The sequence below is a fragment of the Pseudomonas sp. GW821-FHT07F01 genome (assembly GCF_059418825.1).
Window position 1 is genome coordinate 673,126 of the sequence record NZ_JBWKQO010000002.1, and the last position, 20,933, is coordinate 694,058.

14 protein-coding genes are annotated in these 20,933 nt (G+C 62.6%); 8 read left to right on the plus strand and 6 right to left on the minus strand.

The window, feature by feature from the left end; translation table 11 throughout:
* Positions 1-61: 61 nt before the first annotated feature.
* Positions 62-2,542 carry a fimbria/pilus outer membrane usher protein gene (locus AC07R1_RS09200; RefSeq protein ID WP_495110449.1) on the plus strand — a complete coding sequence of 827 codons (2,481 nt, stop codon included), beginning with the start codon at positions 62-64 and terminating at the stop codon, positions 2,540-2,542.
* A 4-nt stretch (positions 2,543-2,546) separates the two neighbouring features.
* Here the strand turns inward: AC07R1_RS09200 and AC07R1_RS09205 are convergent, their stop codons facing one another.
* From AC07R1_RS09205 to AC07R1_RS09215, 3 genes are all read right to left on the minus strand, one after another.
* The gene (locus tag AC07R1_RS09205) at positions 2,547-6,224 is read right to left on the minus strand and encodes a translocation/assembly module TamB domain-containing protein (RefSeq protein ID WP_495110450.1); all 3,678 of its coding nucleotides are present in this window, start codon (positions 6,222-6,224) and stop codon (positions 2,547-2,549) included.
* Entirely contained in the window at positions 6,221-7,948 is a 1,728-nt protein-coding gene (locus AC07R1_RS09210) for an autotransporter assembly complex protein TamA (RefSeq protein ID WP_015636311.1), read from the minus strand. Before AC07R1_RS09210 ends, AC07R1_RS09205 begins: the two co-directional genes overlap by 4 nt.
* 65 nt (positions 7,949-8,013) lie before the next feature.
* The gene (locus AC07R1_RS09215) at positions 8,014-8,664 is read right to left on the minus strand and encodes a GNAT family N-acetyltransferase (RefSeq protein ID WP_011062214.1); all 651 of its coding nucleotides are present in this window, start codon (positions 8,662-8,664) and stop codon (positions 8,014-8,016) included.
* 176 nt (positions 8,665-8,840) lie between these two features.
* Between AC07R1_RS09215 and xthA the strand changes: the two genes are divergently transcribed.
* Positions 8,841-9,653 (plus strand): exodeoxyribonuclease III, encoded by an 813-nt coding sequence (gene xthA / locus AC07R1_RS09220; protein WP_011062215.1) that lies wholly within the window; start codon positions 8,841-8,843, stop codon positions 9,651-9,653.
* A 48-nt stretch (positions 9,654-9,701) separates the two neighbouring features.
* On the opposite strand, the gene AC07R1_RS09225 is transcribed toward xthA, so the two are convergent.
* A complete protein-coding gene (locus AC07R1_RS09225; RefSeq protein ID WP_011062216.1) occupies positions 9,702-10,034 on the minus strand; it encodes a DUF1508 domain-containing protein in 333 nt (110 codons plus the stop codon).
* A 294-nt stretch (positions 10,035-10,328) separates the two neighbouring features.
* Between AC07R1_RS09225 and AC07R1_RS09230 the strand changes: the two genes are divergently transcribed.
* The gene (locus AC07R1_RS09230; RefSeq protein WP_019092828.1) at positions 10,329-11,711 is read left to right on the plus strand and encodes a substrate-binding domain-containing protein; all 1,383 of its coding nucleotides are present in this window, start codon (positions 10,329-10,331) and stop codon (positions 11,709-11,711) included.
* Between the two features lie 42 nt (positions 11,712-11,753).
* On the opposite strand, the gene AC07R1_RS09235 is transcribed toward AC07R1_RS09230, so the two are convergent.
* On the minus strand, positions 11,754-12,983 hold the full coding sequence (locus AC07R1_RS09235) for an acyl-CoA dehydrogenase (RefSeq protein ID WP_011062218.1): 1,230 nt from the start codon (positions 12,981-12,983) through the stop codon (positions 11,754-11,756).
* Positions 12,984-13,162: 179 nt separating this feature from the next.
* On the opposite strand from AC07R1_RS09235, the gene AC07R1_RS09240 reads away from it, so the two are divergent.
* The 3 genes from AC07R1_RS09240 to AC07R1_RS09250 all read left to right on the plus strand — a co-directional run bounded on the left by AC07R1_RS09240 (position 13,163) and on the right by AC07R1_RS09250 (position 15,590).
* The gene (locus AC07R1_RS09240) at positions 13,163-14,098 is read left to right on the plus strand and encodes a LysR family transcriptional regulator (RefSeq protein ID WP_011062219.1); all 936 of its coding nucleotides are present in this window, start codon (positions 13,163-13,165) and stop codon (positions 14,096-14,098) included.
* A gap of 125 nt (positions 14,099-14,223) precedes the next feature.
* The gene (locus tag AC07R1_RS09245; RefSeq protein WP_011062220.1) at positions 14,224-14,628 is read left to right on the plus strand and encodes a MerR family transcriptional regulator; all 405 of its coding nucleotides are present in this window, start codon (positions 14,224-14,226) and stop codon (positions 14,626-14,628) included.
* 62 nt (positions 14,629-14,690) lie between these two features.
* On the plus strand, positions 14,691-15,590 hold the full coding sequence (locus AC07R1_RS09250; RefSeq protein ID WP_248764852.1) for a hydroxymethylglutaryl-CoA lyase: 900 nt from the start codon (positions 14,691-14,693) through the stop codon (positions 15,588-15,590).
* A 611-nt stretch (positions 15,591-16,201) separates the two neighbouring features.
* On the opposite strand, the gene AC07R1_RS09255 is transcribed toward AC07R1_RS09250, so the two are convergent.
* The gene (locus tag AC07R1_RS09255; protein WP_495110451.1) at positions 16,202-17,905 is read right to left on the minus strand and encodes an AMP-binding protein; all 1,704 of its coding nucleotides are present in this window, start codon (positions 17,903-17,905) and stop codon (positions 16,202-16,204) included.
* Positions 17,906-18,133: 228 nt separating this feature from the next.
* On the opposite strand from AC07R1_RS09255, the gene AC07R1_RS09260 reads away from it, so the two are divergent.
* Together AC07R1_RS09260 and AC07R1_RS09265 are read left to right on the plus strand one after the other, a co-directional pair.
* Positions 18,134-19,297: an isovaleryl-CoA dehydrogenase gene (locus AC07R1_RS09260; protein ID WP_015636316.1), complete on the plus strand. Its 1,164-nt coding sequence runs from the start codon at positions 18,134-18,136 to the stop codon at positions 19,295-19,297.
* 11 nt (positions 19,298-19,308) lie between these two features.
* Positions 19,309-20,916 carry a carboxyl transferase domain-containing protein gene (locus AC07R1_RS09265; protein ID WP_015636317.1) on the plus strand — a complete coding sequence of 536 codons (1,608 nt, stop codon included), beginning with the start codon at positions 19,309-19,311 and terminating at the stop codon, positions 20,914-20,916.
* The last annotated feature ends 17 nt before the right edge of the window (positions 20,917-20,933 follow it).

Sequence of the window (20,933 nt, forward strand, 5' to 3'; positions counted from 1 at the left end):
ACTTCCACTGTATTTCTCTTCGCTCCGTTAGTTCGTATCGGAGGTGATATAGGGTTCCTGAATGTTTTTACTCAAGCGCGACGGATGGGCGCCGTTTTCGATTGCCCTGGTTTTCAGCTGCACCTGCCTTGCCGATGACGAAGAACAGTTCAATACCTCGTTTCTGCAAGGCGCAACGTCTTCTGTCGATCTGCAATCACTGCTCGCCAGCAGCCGCGTGCTGCCCGGCATCTATCGGGTGGACCTGTACGGCAACGAGACGCTGGTCGGGCGCCGCGACATCGATTTTCGTCGTTCTCCCGGCACGAACAAGATCGAGGCCTGCCTGACTCTGGAGATGGTGCAGCAATTGGGGGTCGACATCGGCAAGCTGCAGGCCAGCGGCAAACTGGGCAGCGATGATCCCGACACCTGCCTGGACCTGCCCGCCTTGATCGATCACGCCAGCGTGCGTTACGACGTGCCCCGCCTGCGCTTGATGGTCAGTGTCCCGCAAAGCGCCATGGCGCGTGGCCGACGTGGTTATGTCGACCCGGCCCTGTGGGACGAAGGCGTTCCCGCCGCGTTCATCAACTATCAATTGAGCAGCAGCCGCAACGGCACTCGGGGTGAAAGTACCCTGTCCAACAACGTCGGCCTGCGCAACGGCATCAACCTCGGCGCCTGGCGCTTGCGTAACGAATCGAACTTCAGCAGCAGCACCGGCCGCCCTAGTACATTCAAAAGTAACCGCAGCTATCTGCAACATGACGTGACTGCCCTGAAAGGCCAGTTCAGCGCCGGGGATATCTTTTCAGATGCCGACCTGTTCGACAGCGTGCGCTATCGCGGCCTGAAGCTAGCGTCCGACGACGGCATGCGTGCCGACAGCGAGCGCGGTTATGCGCCGATCATTCGGGGCATTGCGCAGTCCAGCGCCACCGTGGAGATCCGCCAGGACAGCTACCTTCTCTACACCGCCAATGTGCCGCCGGGGCCGTTCGAGATCAGCGATATCTACCCCAGCGGCTCCAACGGCGACCTGGAAGTGACGATTATCGAAGCCGATGGTCGCCGCCGGGTGACGGTGCAGGCATTTTCCAGCCTGCCGATCATGGTCCGTGAGGGCCAGTTGAAGTACAGCGTCTCGGCCGGCCAGTACAACAGCAACAGCGATGACCAGAAGTCACCGCAATTTGTCAGCAGCACCCTGGCGTACGGCATCAGCAGTAACTTGTCCGGGATCATCGGGGTGCAGGCCTCGGAAAACTTCAAGGCGCTGTCCGTCGGAGCTGGCCGCAATACGACTATCGGTGCCGTCTCACTGGACTTGACCCACTCCATGAGCAGCACTTTCGGCGCAACCATCACCGGCAACAGCCTGCGCGCCCTGTATGCGAAGACGTTCACCGGCACCGACACCAACTTCACCCTCGCCGCCTATCGCTACTCGACCGAGGGCTATCGCACCCTCACCGAGCACGTCGAGGAACTGAGCAACGACGGCCAGAAGCGTATCGGCAACTCGAAAACCCGTACCGACCTGACCGTCAACCAGAGCCTGGGCCGAAACCAGCGATACGGCAGCATCTACATCAACGCCAGCGACCAGCGTTACTGGGGACGCGGTGGTTCGCAAAGCCTGTCGGCGGGTTACAGCAACTATTGGGGCGATGTGAGCTACAACCTCGGCGCCACCTACTCCAAGGATGTCGGCAACTACGGGCCGGCGAACAATGACACGCTGGTGAACCTGTCCGTATCGTTCCCGCTGGGCTCCAAGCCTCGTGCACCCCGCGCCTTCATCTCGGCCAGCACGCAGAAGTCCGGCGACACCACGCAAATGGGCATCAACGGCTATCTGTCGCAAGACAGCGACACCTATTACTCGGTGCAAGCCGGCAACAGCAGCACTGGAGGCAGCTCAGGCTCGGTCAACCTCAGTACCCGCACCTCGGTAATGGATATCAGTGCCGGCTACAGCCAGGGGCGCGGCTACAACTCGCAAAACCTTAACCTGTCAGGCTCGATCGTCGGCCATGGCGGCGGGATCAACCTGGGACAGACCGTGGGCGAGACGTTCGCGCTGGCGCAGGTCGAAGGCGTGGAAGGGGTGAAAATCGGCAGCTTCTCCGGAGCCAGGACCGGCAGCAACGGCTTCGCCGTGGTCCCCAATGCGCAGCCCTATCGCGTGAACTGGATCAACCTCGACACTCGAGACCTGGGCGCCGATATCGAGATCGACAGCGCAACCCGGCAAGTGGTGCCACGTCGTGGTGCCGTGGTGCTGGCGCGTTACACCAGCAAGACCGGACGGCGAGTGCAGTTCGCGCTGTTCGACGCTCGACACCAGCCGATTCCGTTTGGCGCGTCGCTCGAAGACAGCGCCGGCAAACAGTTGGCGATCTCTGACCCTGGTGGCAAGGCTCTGGCGCTGGTTGAAGCCGACGCCGGTACCCTGACCATCAACTGGCAGGGCCAGCGCTGTGAAGCGCCTTATGCGTTGCCCGAACGCAACAAGGCGCTGAACTATGAGCGGGCGACACTGGTGTGCCGCCCCTGATTCCTCAGAAATCGCGCTTGTAAAAGATATCCAGGGAGCTGGCGAAACCGCTCGCCGCTTCCAGATAGACCTTCTTGCTCAGCTTGTAACGCAGAGCGATGGTACTGGCCGGCTCAAAGACCCCGACGCCATAGCGCAGGCTGAGCCTTTCGGAAATGGCGCCGCTGGCCACCACGCTGGTGTTGTTGCCGCTGCCCTGGGTATCGAGTTGGAAGTCCTGAATGCCCAGGTTCTTGGCAATGCCGCCGGTCAGTTCCGAGCTGCCCATCAGCCCCAGCCCGAGAGCCGCCTGGGCCAGCATGTTGTTGTCTTCACCGGTGGACGTCAGCGGGCGCCCCAGAACCAGATAGGACAGCGCCTGTTCCTGGCTCATGGCCGGCTCCGAGAAGATCTGCGTCGCCGGTTGCTCGGCGCTGCCACTCAGGCGGATGCCGGCAATCACGTCGTCAGTCTGGCGCACGGCCTCGATGTCCAGGTAAGGCTGGTCGATGGGGCCGGCAAACAGCAGCCGCGCACGACGCACGGTCAAGCGCTGGCCGTAGGCCCGATAGCGGCCGTCGTTGAGCCACAGCTCACCGCGGGTATCCATGTTGTCACCAATGTGCACGTGCCCCTGCAGGTTGGCAGTCAGGCCGAAACCGCTGAAGGCCAGCTTGTCCTGGCCCACCTCCACATCGATGTTCATGGCCATGGCCATGGGCTTTTTGCCGTCGTCGGTCTGCTGGCCGACGATCACCGTGTCGTCGGAGACCTTGACCGTCGAGGGCGGCAATTCGCGCACGGTGATCTGGCCCTTGGGGATCAGCACCTTGCCGGCAATCGCCAGCTTTTCTTCCTGCAGCGAGATCTTCAGGTCCGGCGCCACCTCCAGCGCTGCATAGGGCTCCACCGTCACCGGCAGTTGGGTGCCCTTGAGGCTCAGGTCCACCAATAGCGCCCGGCCCCAAGTGATGTTGCCATTGAGGCTGCCCTGCCCGGCCTTGCCGCTTTTCCAGCCGCCGTTGAGCTGCACGCTCTCGCCAGCGATCTGCGCGCTCAGTTGCAGGTCTTCAAGGCTGATGGGCAACTCGGAGCCGGACACCTCGCCCCCGGACAACTGCACGTTGCCGTTGACCTGAGGCGCCAGCAGGCCGCCAGACAAACGACCGCTGCCATTGAGGCTGCCGCTGAGCTTTTCCACCATGGGCACGAACGGCCGCGCCACGGACAGATCCAGGCCACTGAGGCGGAAATCACCGGACAGCGGTTTGCTTTTCGGCAACGGATTGATCTGCGCCTGGAGCATCAGCTCACCCAGTTTGCCGCCGTCGAACTGCAACTGTGTGTCGATGCGCCGCGGGGTGAGGCGGGTATTGAGCTTCAACGCCTGATAGGGGAAATCCAGCCACTGGTCCTTTTCCTTGACCCGCAGGGTGCCACCGCTGGCGTCCAGCATGATCTGGCCCTGGGGCCCGCTGGCCGGCAAGTCCAGTTGCACATCGGCATTGAGCATGCCCTTCCAGGCGAAATCCTTGGGCAGCCACTGCGCCAGGCTGTCGAGGGGAAAACGCTTGAGGTGATAACGCAGTTTCGGGTCCGGCATCAGCCGCTGGTCTTCACCGCACAGGCTGGCATCGCCGCTGGCCCAGCAGTGGGCAGCGAAGTTCAGCGTGCCGTTGGCCAGCCGCTCAAGCCGGGCCGGGTTCTGCAGCTTCCAGTCCTGGCCGCCGGTCTGTACATCACCGCTGGCCAGGCGCCCGCGCCAGTTGCCCTGGTCCAGGACGCCATCCAGGCCCAGGGCCAGTTTCAACAGCGGCCCTTGCAGGTCCAGTTGCAGTTTCTGTTTCTTGATGTCGCCCTGGCCGGCCAGGGTCAGGGTCCCCAACTGCGTGTCGCCCAGTTGAATCCCGCTGCCCTTGAGGTCCACCTGGGCCTTTTGCGCACCATCCAGAGTGGCGTCCAACTTGAGGTTCTGCAGGCGGTTTTCGGCAAAGGCCAGTTGCTGCCCGGCCAGGTCCAGCTTGCCCTGTGGCGCCTTGAGGGTGCCGGCCAGGTCCAGCCGACCGTTGAGCTGCCCACGCAACTCGGGCCAGAGCTGACCCAGGCGCGGCATCTTGATCTCCAGCTGGCCGGCGATCTTCTGTTGCAGGCTGCCGGAGCCGTTGATCCGGTTGTCTCCCAGGCGGATGTCCAGCGCGCCCAGGGTCCATTGCTCGCCCGCTCCGTCGGCCTTGGCCTGGAGAACCGCCGGCTGTCCACGCAAGCGTCCCTTGAGGTCGAGGTTGGCATTGAGCTTGAGTTGCTGGTTCTTCATTTCGCCCTGGCTGCGCAGGGGGCCGGCCAGGGTTCCGGGCAGCTCCGCCACCCAGTACGCGGGGTTGATGGCCGACAGATCCAGGGCGGTATCCCAGGCAATGCCGTCGGCGAACTGCAGGTTCAGGTGGCCCTCGGCCTTGCCCTGGCCCGCCGCCAGCTTGAACTGCGGTAGATAGATTTTCGTCAGGTCGCCGCTGAACGGGCTGCTCAGGCTGAACGCGCCTGCCGGGCCGTCCAGGTCGCCCTTGAAGTTGCCCAGGTAGTTACCGTCACGGTAAGCCACTTCGGCATCAAAACTGCGGACCCGCACCGCCGGCTCGTCAATCAGCGGATACAGGCGGTGCCAGGGGAAGTCCAGCCAGGCCAGCTTGGCCTCGGCGGCGAAACCTTCGCTCCAGTCCAGTTGCCCACTGAGCTTGAGGTGTTGCTTGTCGTTGGCGCTCAGGTCCAGGGCGGCAATCTGTGCGCCCTTGGCGTCGACCTTGCCTTGCAGCAACAGGGCCACCGGGCCCTGCTCCGCCGGCAGGCTGGCCTTGCCGGCGAGCTGGTAGCCGCTTTTCAGGTCGCCCTGGCCAGTCAGTTCCAGCTGATCCAGTTGCAGGGTGTCCGGCAGATCGGCGCTGGCCTTGAACCCGTCGGCAGTGATGCGCACCTGGGCCGGCAGGTTCTCCACCAGGGGCTGCAACTGGCCGCTCAATTGCCCTTGCAGGTAGCCACTGCTGTCGGCATTGAGCTGCAGAGTCTTGAGCAGGTCGCCTTCAACCTTCAACGCCAGGGACCAGGGGCCACCGCCGGGAGCGGGCAAGCCGAGGTTGCCCTGGGCGGTCAGGGGCCAGTCGCCACTGGGTTGCAGCAGCCCGGAAAGGTCCAGACTCAGGTCATCGCGCTTTAGGTGCAAAGAGTCGATCTGCAGGCCTTGGGCAGTCCAGTGCGCCGCCAGCTGCAGGGTCTTGAGTTCTTCACTGCCATTGAACAGCAGGCTGCCCACACGCACTTGCCCCAACTCGATGGCCAACGGCTGCTTCAATTCCGGCAGGCTGATGGGCTCCGAACTGGTTTCGGTTTCGCCGCTCGGAGGGAACAGCAGGCTGACCTGATCGGCTTCCAACTGCTCGATGCACAGGGTCATGCGCAGCAGGCAGCCGGGCGACCAGGTGAACTGCACGGCGTTGAGCTCGACCCGGTTGCCCTCCTGTTGCCAGAGCAAATGATCGGCGCTCCAGTGCCCGCCAAGGCGGCCCTCGAAATTGTCCAGGGTCAGCCCCGGCACTCGCGCCAGGGCCCAGCGGCTGCCAGCCTGGGTTCCGAGTACGCTGGCCACGGCCAGAATGATCAGGATCACCAGCGCAACAATCGCCAGCAGCGTTATCTTCAAACCACGCTTCAAAGCTCTGGCCCCATGGAAAAGTGCAAGCGGATGCCGCCGTCGTCATTCATCGCGTGGGCCAGGTCGACCCGGATCGGTCCCACTGGCGAAACCCAGCGTACGCCGACGCCCACCCCGGTCTTGAGGTTAGGCAGCTCCAACTTGTTGAAAGAGTTGCCCTGGTCGACAAAGGTCGCGATCCGCCATTTCTCGGCGATCGAATACTGGTACTCGACGCTACCGGCCACCATGTAGCGGCCGCCGATGCGATCGCCTTCGGAGTTTTCCGGTGACAGGGTCTGATAGTCGTAGCCCCGAACGCTCTGGTCGCCACCGGCAAAGAAGCGCAAGGACGGCGGAATCGACTTGTAGCCATTGGTGGCACTGCCACCGAACTGCACTCGCCCGAGAAAGCGGTGATTATCCCAGACCGTGGTCAGGCCCTTGAGCAGCACCGTGCCATACAGCAGGTTGGTGTCGGAACCGACCCCTTCCTTGGCCAGCTTGGTGTCGAACTGAATGCGATAGCCGTTATGCGGGTCGATGCGATTGTCGCTGCGCAGGTAGGAATAAGTCAGGCCAGGCATCAGCAGATTACTCAGGCCCGAGTCGTCCCCGAGGCGATATTCCTCTCGCTGATACTTCAGCGACAGCACCCGCTGCCAGCCGCTGGGCAACTTGCTGTGCCACTCGGGACCGATGGTGAGCAACTTACTCAGGGTATCGGTGCCGGCAATCTCTTCATTCTGGTAACCACCGGCGAACCGCAGCTTGTCGGTCAAAGGCGGGTCCAGGGGAATGTCGTACCACAGGCCGACGTTCTGCCGCGGGGCAGAAACTTCCGCCTCCCAGCCGTAACTGTGGCCCTGTGGGTTGACCCAGTGCCGGGTCCAGTTGGCCTTGACCCGCGGCCCCACGTCGGTGGAATAGCCGAGGCCGAGGCCCATGGTCCGGGGCTTGCGGGTTTCCAGCTGGACCGCCACCGGAATCACCTCGTGCTCGGCGGCAGTAGGCGCGGCGTCCACCCGCACGCCCTCGAAGTAGCCGCTCGACTGCAGGGCCTGGTTGAGTTCGGCAATCAGTTCGGAGTCATAGGGCGCGCCGGCCTTGAACGGCACCATGCGCCGCAACAGGTCTTCATCGAACAGGGAGTCGCCGCTAAAGCTGACCTTGCCCAGCGCGTAGCGCGGGCCGCTGTCATAGACCAGGTCGATGTCCGCGACACCTGCCTGGGGGTCCACCGACAGTTTCTGCTGGGTAAAGCGCCCGCTGAAAAAGCCATAGCGCGAAGCCTGGTTCTGGATCAGGCGCTTGGCGTCTTCGTAATGGCCATGATTGAGCACGGCACCCGGCTTGAGCTGGTCGCCGTCGGGAAGGCGAAACGACTTGAGGGAGGCCGCCGGGCCTTCGACCCGGACTGTCACGTTGCGCAGGTGCACCGGTTCGCCGGGGTCGATCCGCAACGTCAGGCGCGGTTTGTCACCGCCACGCACCTCACTCTGGATATGCGGTTGGTAGTAGCCCAGGGCCTGGGCGGCTTTCTTCGCCTGCTCCTCGGCGCCCCGGCTGAACCGCAGCAAGGCTTCTTCATCGCGATCGCCGACACTGCCAATGTAACCCTCCACATTGGCCTTCAACTCGTCATTGGCGGGCTTGACCCTGACATCCAATTCGCTCTGCGCCAGCGCCGCACAGCTTGTGAACAACAGCAAAAAGCCGCTGGTAAATCTTCCTGGAAACTTCATAGGCGCGGATGCTATCACGAGCTTGGGAGGGCGATAGAGCGCTCAGGTGCACGGAAAGTTCTATATCAGGCTGTTGCTCTTTGTAAGTGCTGCGGGTTGGGGTGAAAAAATACGTGCTCACGCACCGGCCCCACCGCAATCTCACCGATCTCTTCATAGCCCTGGCGCTTGTAGAACTCCAGGTAACGCGGATTGCCGGTGTCCAGCACCACACCCTGGGAATGCTCGTCCACGGCGCACCAGTTGTGCACCGCCGCCAGCAATTGCTCGCCGAAATGCTGGCCCTGAAACTGCGGATGCACCCCCAGCAGCGGCAGCACATGTACCGCATCATTGGGCAGGCAGGCCTGCACCGCCTGGTGATACTCCAGATAGCGCTGGGTGCAGCGAAACCCGGTGCTGAGCACCATGCGCAGGCGCCAGGCCCAACTTTCGGTGATGCCCAGGCGCCGTTGCGGCGGCGCGATCAGGGCGATACCGATCAGCCGGTCATTGACCAGCAGGCCGATGGCCGGCAGGTCCTGAAGAAAATGCTGCTTCACCAATTCGCGCACTGTGGCTCGTACCCGCTGTTCGTAGCCGGGGCGATCGGCTTCGAAAATGAAGCCGAAGGTCGGCTCATGGCGGTAGGCCTGGTACAGCAGCGACCGCGCTTCGCGGGAATAGCCGCTGTCGAGCTGGTGAATATCGGCGATGACATTGGAGGAATCAGGCATGACGGTCACTCTCCCCTGGACCCGGCTCAAATGGCCGCGTTCTTGTTAGTACGAGCCCTGCGCGCCGCTGATCGTTCCCGCGCCCCTGGGACATTAGCAGCGCATCCGCCACGCCGCCACGCTGGCCGGCCCGGGCGTTGTCAGCTAGCATCGCTGTTTTGCCAGGACCGCCGACCATGAAAATCGTCTCGTTCAATATCAACGGGCTGCGTGCCCGCCCCCATCAGCTGGCGGCGCTGATCGACAAACACCAGCCGGACGTGATCGGCCTGCAGGAAACCAAGGTCGCCGACGAACAGTTCCCCCTTGCCGACATCCAGGCCCTGGGCTACCACGTGCATTACCACGGCCAGAAAGGCCATTACGGCGTAGCCCTGCTCTCGCGCCAGGCACCGTTGGCCCTGCATAAAGGCTTTGAAGGTGACGACGAAGACGCCCAGCGGCGCTTTATCTGGGGCACCTTCGCCGATGCCAACGGCACCCCGGTGACCATCATGAACGGCTACTTCCCCCAGGGCGAAAGCCGCGACCATCCCACCAAATTCCCGGCCAAAGAGCGCTTCTACCAGGATCTGCAGCACCTGCTGGAAAGCCGCTTCAGCAATGACCAGCCCCTGGTGGTGATGGGCGATGTGAACATTTCCCCGGAAGATTGCGACATTGGCATCGGCGCCGAGAACGCCAAGCGCTGGCTGAAGACCGGCAAGTGCAGCTTCCTGCCGGAAGAGCGCGAGTGGATGGCCCGCCTGAAGAACTGGGGCCTGGTGGACAGCTTTCGTCACCTGAACCCCGAGGTGAACGACCGCTTCAGCTGGTTCGACTACCGCAGCCGCGGCTTCGAGGATGAACCCAAGCGCGGCCTGCGCATCGACCTGATCATGGCTTCCCAGGGGTTGTTGCCACGGGTCAAGGACGCTGGGGTCGACTATGAACTGCGGGGCATGGAAAAACCTTCGGACCATGCGCCGATCTGGCTCGAACTGGGCTGATCGACAGGCACAAAAAAGCCCATCTGCCGATGGGCTTTTTTTTTGCGGTTACAGCTGTATGTGCTCGACCCGCTCCGTGGTACCGGCACTGGCGATAGCGCTGATGGCGCTCTCGAGGGTGGCTTCCGAATCGTACAAGTGGCTGACCAGAATCACTTCCTTACCGGACTTGAGCTTGAAAAAAGGTTTGCCGCCCGACGAAATTTTCTTGACGTAGCGTTCCGGGGAAGCGCAGTGTGCGCGGAACAGGCCGAGAGCCGCCTCGGCACTGTCCCGGCAAGGGTAGCGGTCGCTTTGAAGCATGGTCTGCGCCTCCTTTGTCTTCAGCAAGAATCTGCATGCACCACTGCCATACTGCTTCAGCTCGAACCAGGCACTCATTTGTAACTCCTTTGCACACTACGAAATAGCAGCTCAACACTGCCGAGGCATCCGCGGGGGATGACGCGTTGGCAGTCGCCCCAATCCCCGCCAGACAAAGTTGCCCACTCTACGCGCCGTTCCGAGGTTGGTCTTTAGGACAAATCTCAAAAAATCTAGAGAAAACAGCTATTTATGATGTAGGACTTTCGCCATTTCTCTGCAAATAGCCCCGTCCGTCACATCCCTGTCACCTCCCTGACTTAATGTCCCCAGCACTTACCTCCTCCCTCTATATAGAAGGCCAGTGCCGCCATGCCCCGCGCTTCCACCGTCAGCGAACGAGATATCTGGTGCCGGACCATCAGCCTGTTTCTGATCGGTTTCGTTTGCTACGCCCTGCCCTGGTCGGTATTCGCCGCCCTGCCCCCAGCCCCGGACAATGCGCCGGTCCTGCGCATCCAAGGCTCCAATACCATCGGCGCCCGGCTGGGCCCGGCCCTGGTCAAGGGCCTGATGGAAGAACAGGGCCTGCGCGATATCAGGATCACCGCCAGTGGCAAAGACAATGAACAACAGGTGGTGGGGCAAACCGCCCAGGGCCGAGCGGTGCGGGTGGAAGTGGCCGCCCACGGTTCGAGTACCGGCTTTGCCGCTCTGAAAACCGCCCGGGCCGACCTGGCCGCCGCTTCACGGCCGATCAAGGACAGCGAGCTGGTGGACCTTGAAAGCCTGGGGGACCTGAAAAGCCCCAGCGCCGAACAGGTGATCGCCATCGACGGGCTGGCAATCATCCTGCATCCGCACAACCCGCTGAACCAACTGAACACCGAGCAACTGGCCCGGCTGTTCAGCGGCGAAGCCAGGACCTGGGAAGAACTGGGTGGCATTGGCGGCGCAGTACATCTTTATGCCCGGGATGACCAGTCCGGCACCTACGACACCTTCAAGGAACTGGTACTCAGCCGTCGCGGCAAGACCCTGGGCCCCGGCGCAAAACGTTTCGAATCCAGCGAGCAGTTGTCCGACGCGGTCAGCCATGACCCCCAGGGCATAGGTTTCATCGGCCTGCCCTATGTGCGCCAGGCCAAGGCGGTGGCCATTGTCGACGGCGACTCACAGCCGATGCTGCCGCTAAACAGCCTGATCGCCACCGAGGATTACCCGCTGTCACGGCGCCTGTATCTGTACCTGCCGCCCAATGGGCAGAACCCCTGGGCCGATGCCCTGGTGAGCTTTGCCCAGGGCAGCAAGGGCCAGGCCATCGTCGCCGCCAACGGCTTTATCGCCCAGACCGTGCAGGCCATGCGCGTCGCTCCCGGCCCGCAGATGCCGGAGGCTTATCAGGCGCTCACCCGCCAGGCGCAGCGCCTGACGGTCAACTTTCGTTTTGAGGAGGGCAGCGCCAGCCTGGACAACAAGGCCCGCCAGGACCTCAATCGGGTACTGGATTACCTGCGCCAGCACGGCAAGATGAACCGCCAGGTGACCCTGGCCGGCTTCGGTGACGCCAAGAACGATCCGGCCCGCGCGGCCCTGCTGTCCAAACTGCGAGCCATGGCGGTACGCCGGGAACTGGTGAAGAGCGGCGTGGTGTTTCGCGAGATTCGCGGCTTTGGCGCCGAGTTGCCGGTAGCGGCCAACAGTGCCGACGAAGGGCGGATCAAGAACCGCCGCGTGGAGGTCTGGGTGTACTGAACTCACAGCGGCCGGCCTTTCGACAGGCCGGCCGCATCGCCCTCAATGCCCGCTGCGCATCAGCTCCTTGGGTACATACTTGCCGATTTCATACTTGCCGATCGCCGCGCGGTGCACCTCATCCGGGCCGTCGGCCAGGCGCAAGGTACGCTGCATCGCATACATGTAGGCCAGCGGGAAGTCGTTGGAGACCCCGGCCCCGCCGTGGATCTGGATCGCCCGGTCGATCACCCGCAGGGCCACGTTCGGCGCCACGACCTTGATCTGGGCAATCTCGCTCTTGGCCACCTTGTTGCCCACGGTGTCCATCATGTACGCGGCCTTCAGCGTCAGCAGCCGGGCCATGTCGATCTCCATCCGCGAGTCGGCGATCTTGTCGATGTTGCCCCCCAGGCGCGCCAGCGGCTTGCCAAAGGCAGTACGGTTCACCGAACGCTTGCACATCAGTTCCAGCGCCCGCTCCGCCATGCCGATGGAACGCATGCAGTGGTGGATCCGGCCCGGGCCAAGGCGGCCCTGGGCAATCTCGAAACCACGGCCCTCACCCAGCAGCACGTTCTCGTAGGGCACCCGGACGTTGTCGAACAGCACTTCGGCGTGGCCATGGGGCGCGTCATCGTAGCCGAACACCGGCAACGGGCGAACAATCTTAACCCCGGGGGTATCCACCGGCACCAGAATCATCGAGTGCTGCTGGTGACGCGGCGCATCCGGGTTGCTCAGGCCCATGAAGATCAGGATCTTGCAGCGTGGGTCGCAGGCGCCCGAGGTCCACCATTTCTTGCCGTTGATCAGCCACTGGTCGCCGTCGCGTACCGCACGGGCCGCCATGTTGGTGGCATCGGAGGACGCCACGTCCGGCTCGGTCATGGCGAACGCGGAGCGGATCTCGCCACGCAGCAATGGCTCCAGCCAGCGCTGTTTCTGCTCTTCGTTGGCGTAGCGCACCAGCACTTCCATGTTGCCGGTATCCGGTGCCGAGCAGTTGAAGGGTTCCGGGCCCAACAACGACCGCCCCATGATTTCCGCCAGCGGCGCGTACTCAAGGTTGGTCAGGCCTGCCCCCAACTCCGACTCAGGCAGAAACAAATTCCATAGCCCGGCCTCCTTGGCCTTGAGTTTCAGCTCTTCCATGATGGCGGTCGGCTGCCAGCGATCGCCTTCGGCAACCTGACGCTCGAAGACCGCTTCAGCCGGATAAACATAGGCATCCATGAACGCGGTGACACGCTCACGCAGTTCCTGAACCTTGGGGGAATAGGCGAATTCCATGGGCAGCTCTACCTTTGTGACGATCGGGTGTTGGAGGACTGAAATCGATGCTAGATCAGCTACGAAAATTTACCTAGCCTATTCTCGGCGTGTATTAACATTCATCACCGATATATGATCGGCTGATCCGACAGGCTTCCAAGCCCTCCCACAGGCCCTAACAATAAGAGTGCAGCGCAATGAATCTGAGCAAGGTCGATCTCAACCTCTTCATCGTTTTCGATGCGATCTACACCGAAGCCAACCTGACCCGTGCAGGGCAGATCGTCGGCATCACCCAACCGGCGGTATCCAACGCCCTGGCACGCCTGCGCGAGACCTTCAACGACCCGCTCTTCGTGCGTACCGCCCAGGGCATGGTGCCCACGCCCATGGCGCAGAACATCATCGGGCCGGTGCGCAATGCCCTGTCGCTGCTGCGGGTTTCGGTCCAGGAAAGTCGCATTTTCAACCCCCTGCAAGCGGTCAAGACCTACCGCATCAGCATGACCGACCTCACCGAAGCGGTGATCCTGCCACCACTGTTCCAGCGCCTGCGGCGCCTGGCGCCGGCGGTGATCATCGAAAGCTTTCTCTCCAAGCGCCGGGAAACCACCAAGGAGCTGGCAGCCGGGCGCCTGGACTTTGCCGTCGACGCACCGCTCAATACCGACCCCCAGGTGCGTCACGTCAAGCTGATGGAAGACCGCTATGTGTGCGCCATGCGCAAGGGCCACCCGCTGGCAGGCAAGGAAAAATTCAGCCTGGACGATTACCTGTCCCTGACCCACATCCATATCTCCAGCCGCCGCAGCGGCCTCGGGCATGTCGACCTGGCCCTGGGCAAGATGGGTATCCAGCGCAAGATCGCCCTGCGCTCCCAGCACTACCTGATGGCTTCCCAGGTGCTGCAGCAGACCGACATGGTGATGACCGTACCGGAGCGCTTTGCCCGTCGCCATGAACTGCACGCGTTCAACCTGCCGGTCAATGATGTCCCGCCGGTGGAAACCCACCTGTACTGGCACGAGAGCACCGACCAGGACCCGGCCAACCGCTGGATGCGCGAGCAGATGATCGAGCTCTGCCAGCAGGTCACGGCCTACGAAAAGAAGCTCGACCAGCAGACCGCCTGAGCCCTTTCGCCGGCAAGCCCTCGCTGCAGGAGCCGGCTTGCCGGCGAACGGGATCGGCTCGGACTGCTTGACGTATACGTCAACCTGCCTTTAGCTTAGCGCCAAGCCCCCTCTTGAGCGCCTCCATGAGCAGCCAGACCTACAGCATTTCCGACCTCGCCCGCGAGCTCGACATCACCACCCGGGCCATCCGCTTCTATGAAGAGCAGGGCCTGCTGGCTCCCGAACGCCGTGGCCAGGAGCGCATCTATTCGCCCCGGGACAAGGTCAGCCTGAAACTTATCCTGCGGGGCAAGCGCATCGGCTTTTCCCTGGCCGAGTGCCGCGAACTGATCGAGCTCTACGACCCGAGCAGCGGCAACCTGAAGCAGCTGCACAGCATGCTGGCGAAAATCGCCGAGCGTCGCGAACAGCTCGAACAGCAACTGCTCGACATCGAACAGATGAAGCTGGAACTGGACACCGCCGAAGAGCGCTGCACCCAGGCGCTGGAACAGACCATCCTGAACCAGAAAAGCACCGCCCGATAATCATCGGCACACCTGCGCCCGGACGCCGGTATCCGCCACTCCCTATAAGAAGGTGAACCTCTATGTCACTCCCCAGCCATGTACGCCTGATCGAAGTCGGCCCCCGCGACGGCCTGCAGAACGAAGCCCAGCCCATCAGCGTCGAAGACAAGGTGCAATTGGTGGATGCCCTCACCGCCGCCGGCCTGGGCTACATAGAAGTCGGTAGTTTCGTGTCACCCAAATGGGTGCCGCAGATGGCCGGTTCAGCCGAGGTCTTCGCCCGTATCCAGCGCAAGCCCGGGGTTGTCTATGGCGCACTGGCGCCCAACCTGCGGGGTTTCGAAGATGCCCTGGCGGCTGGGGTCAAGGAAGTGGCGGTGTTCGCCGCGGCCTCGCAAGCCTTCTCCCAGCGCAACATCAACTGCTCCATCAGCGAAAGCCTGGAACGCTTCGTGCCGATCATGGACGCCGCCAAGCAGCACGGCATCAGCGTGCGCGGTTACGTGTCGTGCGTGCTGGGCTGCCCTTATGAAGGTGAAGTGGCCCCGGAACAGGTGGCCATGGTCGCCCGTGAACTGCATGACATGGGCTGTTACGAGGTCTCTCTGGGCGACACCATTGGTACCGGCACCGCCGGTGCCACCCGGCGCATGTTCGAGGTGGTAGGCGCCCAGGTACCACGGGAAAAACTCGCCGGGCACTTCCACGACACCTACGGCCAGGCCCTGGCCAATGTCTACGCCAGCCTGCTGGAAGGCATCGCGGTGTTCGACAGCTCCATCGCCGGCCTCGGCGGCTGCCCCTATGCCAAGGGCGCCAGCGGAAACGTCGCCACCGAAGACGTGCTCTACCTGCTCAATGGCCTGGGCATCCATACCGGTCTCGACATGGACCGCCTGATCGACGCCGGCCGGCAGATCTGCAACGTGCTGGGGCGCCCCACCGGCTCCCGCGTGGCCAAGGCGCGTAACGCCAGCTGAGGCATTGTGCGGCCGGGTGTTACCGGCCACTCCGATCTGGGGCGGGAACGAGTAACACGGAAACAGTTTGTCGAATTTGTTGCGGTACAGATTGTCCTACAAAATTATCAAACCATTGATTTTAAAGGACTTTAAAAAGTTGGCACGGCTTCTGCTATCTCTATGGCATAACAAGAATAAAAAGCAGCAAACCTAATAAAAATAAGACGTAACGACTCTGAGATAACAAAAACAACACGGCAGAGACGCAGCTAACAGATTTTTTTGGAGAGGATGCACTGTGCAGGAGGGCTTGCAAGAGCCACCCGCAACCGGTCAGAGAACAATAAAACTACCCTGAGGTAGCTCCCGAACTGGTTGGATCGCCCTGGCGACACATTGAATCAGCGCTCAAAAAAATACGTTTGCTCTTGATCCCGGATGGGGATCGCCAAAAACAGCAGTAAAGGGCAACGGTTGCCAAAAACAACAATAGACCGCCCCTCAATAATAAAAAAAGAGCACGCAACGACAAAATTAAAGGGGAGCTTCGGCTCCCCTTTGTGCTTTCTGCAATCCCTCTTTGCTGCCCATAAAGCGTGCACCGGCGCCGATGCACGCTCCATCCGGGTTCACCCCTTGTTCATGCGCTCACGCAGCTCCTCGATGCTGATTTCGCGCATGCGGAACTTCTGGATCTTACCGGTCACGGTCATGGGAAACTCTTCAACGAACTTGAAGTAACGCGGCGTCTTGAAGTGCGCGATACGCTCCTTGCACCAGGTCTGCAGCTCCAGCTCATTGGCCGAATGGCCGGGGTGGAACTTGATCCAGGCGACGATCTCCTCGCCGTACCTGTCGCAGGGGATGCCGATTACCTGCACATCGGCCACCGCAGGATGGGTGAAGAAGAACTCTTCCAGCTCTCGTGGATAAATGTTCTCGCCACCGCGAATGATCATGTCCTTGTTGCGCCCGGCAATGCACACGTACCCCTGCTGGTTCATGGTGGCCAGGTCACCGGTGTGCATCCAGCCGGCCTGATCGATGGACTCGCGGGTGCCCTCAGGGTTGTTCCAGTAACCGAGCATGACGCTGTAGCCCCGGGTGCACAGCTCACCGATGGTGCCGCGGGGCACCACATTGCCGGCCTCGTCGATGATCTTGCTCTCCAGGTGCGGCTGGGTCCGGCCCACGGTGGTCACCCGCAGTTCCAGGTCGTCGTCCGGCCCGGTCTGCAGCGACACCGGGCTGGTTTCGGTCATGCCGTAGGCGATCTGCACTTCGCTCATGTGCATTTCGCTGATCACCCGACGCATCACCTCGATCGGGCAGGTGGCCCCGGCCATGATCCCGGTCCGCAGGCTCGACAGGTCGAACTCGCTGCGTCGGGGCTGATCGAGCACAGCGATAAACATCGTGGGTACGCCGTACAGGCCGGTGGCGCGCTCTTCGGCCACCGCGGTCAAGGTCAGCAGCGGGTCAAAGGCGTCATTGGGGTAGATCATGGTGGTGCCGTGGGTGATGCACCCCAGGTTGCCCATGACCATGCCGAAGCAGTGGTACAGCGGCACCGGGATCACCAGCCGGTCGGCAGCAGTCAGGCCCAGGCTCTCCCCCACCATGTAACCGTTGTTGAGGATGTTGTAGTGGCTCAGGGTCGCGCCCTTGGGGAAACCGGTGGTGCCGGAGGTGTACTGGATATTCACCGGCTGGTCGAAATCCAGGCTGTCCTGGCGCGCCTGCAACTGCTCGGCCGTGGCCCCCGCCCCCAGCGCCGATAGCTGCGACCAGGGCAGGAAACCCGACGGCGGCTGCGCATCCAGGCTGATCACCCCGCGCAGCTCGGGTAACCGCTCGCTGTGCAATTGGCCGATGGACTGTTCCGCCAGCTCGGGCACCAGGCCCTGGAGCATGCCGTGGTAATCGGACGTCTTGAAGGCGCCGGCGCAGATCAGCCACTGGCAGCCGGACTGCCTGAGCACATACTCCAGCTCGGAACTGCGGTAGGCCGGATTGATGTTCACCAGAATCGCGCCGATCTTGGCGCTGGCGAACTGGGCGATGCACCACTGGGCGCAGTTGGGGGCCCAGATCCCCAGGCGATCGCCGGTCTTGAGCCCCAGGGCCAGCAGCGCCCGGGCATGCAGGTCGACCGCCTCGCGCAGTTGCTGCCAGGTGTAGCGCAGCTGCTGGTGGCGCACCACCAGAGCCTCGCCCTGGGGATAGGCGGCGACGGTGTTATCGAAAGCCTGGCCGATGGTCAACGCCAGCAGCGGCTGGTATTGCGTACCACGGGTGTAACTGCGATCCGGCTGGAAACCCGAGTGTTCCATGACGACCCCTATTGTCTTTATTAGTGGGTGTGCAGGAGCCAGGCGAAAGGTGCAAAACAGCCTGGCTCCAATCGAAAGCCTCGCTACTCTGGCGCAAGTTGACGTTTACGTAAAGGGCGATTGACAGCCATCGGTCGCAGGTTTACGTTAACGTAAAGGTGAGAGCCAGGCCGCGCCGCTCTCGACATCCTGTTCCCTCAATAAAAACAAGTTTGAAGGTGCCCCGCCATGAGTTACCCGACCCTGAACTTCGCCCTCGGTGAAACCATCGACATGCTGCGCCAACAGGTCCAGGCCTTCGTCAAGGCGGAGCTGGCACCCCGGGCAGCGCAGATCGATGTCGACAACCTGTTCCCCGCCGACATGTGGCGCAAATTCGGCGACATGGGCCTCTTGGGCATCACCGTGGCGGAAGAATACGGTGGCGCCGGCCTGGGTTACCTGGCGCATGTGGTGGCCATGGAGGAGATCAGCCGCGGCTCGGCCTCGGTGGCGCTGTCCTACGGCGCGCACTCCAACCTCTGCGTGAACCAGATCAACCGCAACGGCAACCACGAACAGAAGAGCAAATACCTGCCCAAGCTGATCAGCGGCGAACACATCGGCGCCCTGGCCATGAGCGAACCCAATGCCGGCTCCGACGTGGTGTCGATGAAGCTGCGGGCCGACAAACGCGGCGACCATTTCGTGCTCAACGGCAGCAAGACCTGGATCACCAACGGCCCCGATGCCAACACCTACGTGATCTACGCCAAGACCGACCTGGAGAAAGGCCCCCACGGCATCACCGCGTTCATCGTCGAGCGCGACTGGAAAGGCTTCAGCCGCAGCAACAAGTTCGACAAGCTGGGCATGCGCGGCTCCAACACCTGCGAGCTGTTCTTCGATGACGTGGAAGTGCCGGAGGAAAACATCCTCGGCGTGCTCAATGGTGGCGTCAAAGTGCTGATGAGCGGCCTCGACTACGAGCGCGTGGTGCTCTCCGGCGGCCCCACCGGGATCATGCAGGCCTGCATGGACCTGGTGGTGCCCTACATCCACGACCGCAAGCAGTTCGGCCAGAGCATCGGCGAATTCCAGCTGATCCAGGGCAAGATCGCCGACATGTACACCCAGCTCAACGCCAGCCGCGCCTACCTGTATGCGGTGGCCCAAGCCTGCGAGCGCGGCGAAACCACCCGCAAGGATGCCGCCGGAGTGATCCTCTACAGCGCCGAGCGCGCGACCCAGATGGCCCTCGACGCAATCCAGATCCTGGGCGGCAACGGCTACATCAATGAATTCCCCGCCGGCCGCCTGCTGCGCGACGCCAAGCTCTACGAGATCGGCGCCGGCACCAGCGAGATCCGCCGCATGCTGATCGGTCGCGAACTGTTCAACGAAACCCGCTAACGGAGCTGTCCATGGCAATCTTGCATACCCAGCTCAACCCGCGCTCGGCGGAGTTCGTGGCCAACAGCGAGGCGATGCTGGCCCAGGTCGACGCCTTGCACAGCCTGCTCGCCCAGGTCCAGCAAGGCGGCGGCGCCAAGGCCCAGGAGCGCCACACTTCGCGAGGCAAGCTGCTGCCCCGCGAGCGCATCAACCGCCTGCTCGACCCCGGCTCGCCGTTCCTGGAAATCAGTGCCCTGGCCGCCTATGAGGTCTATGGCGAAGACGTACCCGCCGCTGGCGTGATTGCCGGTATCGGCCGGGTGGAAGGCGTCGAATGCATGATCGTGGCCAACGACGCCACGGTGAAAGGCGGTTCCTATTACCCGCTGACGGTGAAAAAGCACCTGCGGGCGCAGACCATCGCCCAGCAGAACCGCCTGCCGTGCATCTACCTGGTGGACTCCGGCGGCGCCAACCTGCCGCGCCAGGATGAAGTGTTCCCGGACCGCGAGCACTTCGGGCGGATCTTCTTCAACCAGGCCAACATGAGCGCCCAGGGCATCCCGCAGATCGCCGTGGTGATGGGCTCCTGCACCGCCGGCGGTGCCTATGTTCCGGCCATGGCCGACGAAGCCATCATGGTCCGTGAACAAGCCACTATCTTTCTCGCCGGCCCTCCCCTGGTGAAAGCCGCTACCGGCGAAGTGGTAAGTGCCGAGGACCTGGGCGGCGCCGATGTGCATTGCAAGATTTCCGGGGTCGCCGACCACTATGCCGAGAGCGACGAGCACGCCCTGGCCCTGGCCCGGCGCAGCGTGGCCAACCTCAACTGGCACAAACAGGGCCAATTGCAACAACGCACGCCGATCGCTCCGCTGTATGCCCGCGACGAACTCTATGGCGTGGTCCCGGCCGATCCCAAGCAGCCGTTCGATGTACGTGAAGTCATCGCCCGGCTGGTGGACGGTTCGGTATTCGATGAGTTCAAGGCCCTGTTCGGCACCACCCTGGTCTGCGGCTTCGCCCACCTGCACGGCTACCCGGTGGCCATCCTCGCCAACAACGGCATCCTCTTCGCCGAAGCCGCGCAAAAAGGCGCGCACTTCATCGAACTGGCCTGCCAGCGCGGGATTCCGCTGCTGTTCCTGCAGAACATCACCGGTTTCATGGTGGGGCAGAAATATGAGGCTGGCGGCATCGCCAAGCACGGCGCCAAGCTGGTGACCGCAGTGGCCTGCGCCCAGGTACCGAAGTTCACGGTGATCATCGGCGGCAGTTTCGGTGCCGGCAACTACGGCATGTGCGGCCGGGCCTATGACCCGCGCTTCCTGTGGATGTGGCCCAACGCGCGCATCGGCGTGATGGGGGCCGAGCAGGCCGCCGGAGTCCTGGTGCAGGTCAAGCGCGAACAGGCCGAGCGCGGCGGGCAAAGCTTCGACGCCGCCCAGGAAGCCCAGATCAAGCAGCCGATCCTCGACCAGTACGAGCATCAGGGGCACCCTTACTACTCCAGCGCACGGCTCTGGGATGACGGCGTCATCGACCCGGCGCAAACCCGTGACGTGCTGGCCCTGGCCCTGTCTGCGGCCCTCAACGCCCCCATCGAACAGAGCCGCTTCGGCGTGTTCCGCATGTAATCCTGCGCGAGAAGAAC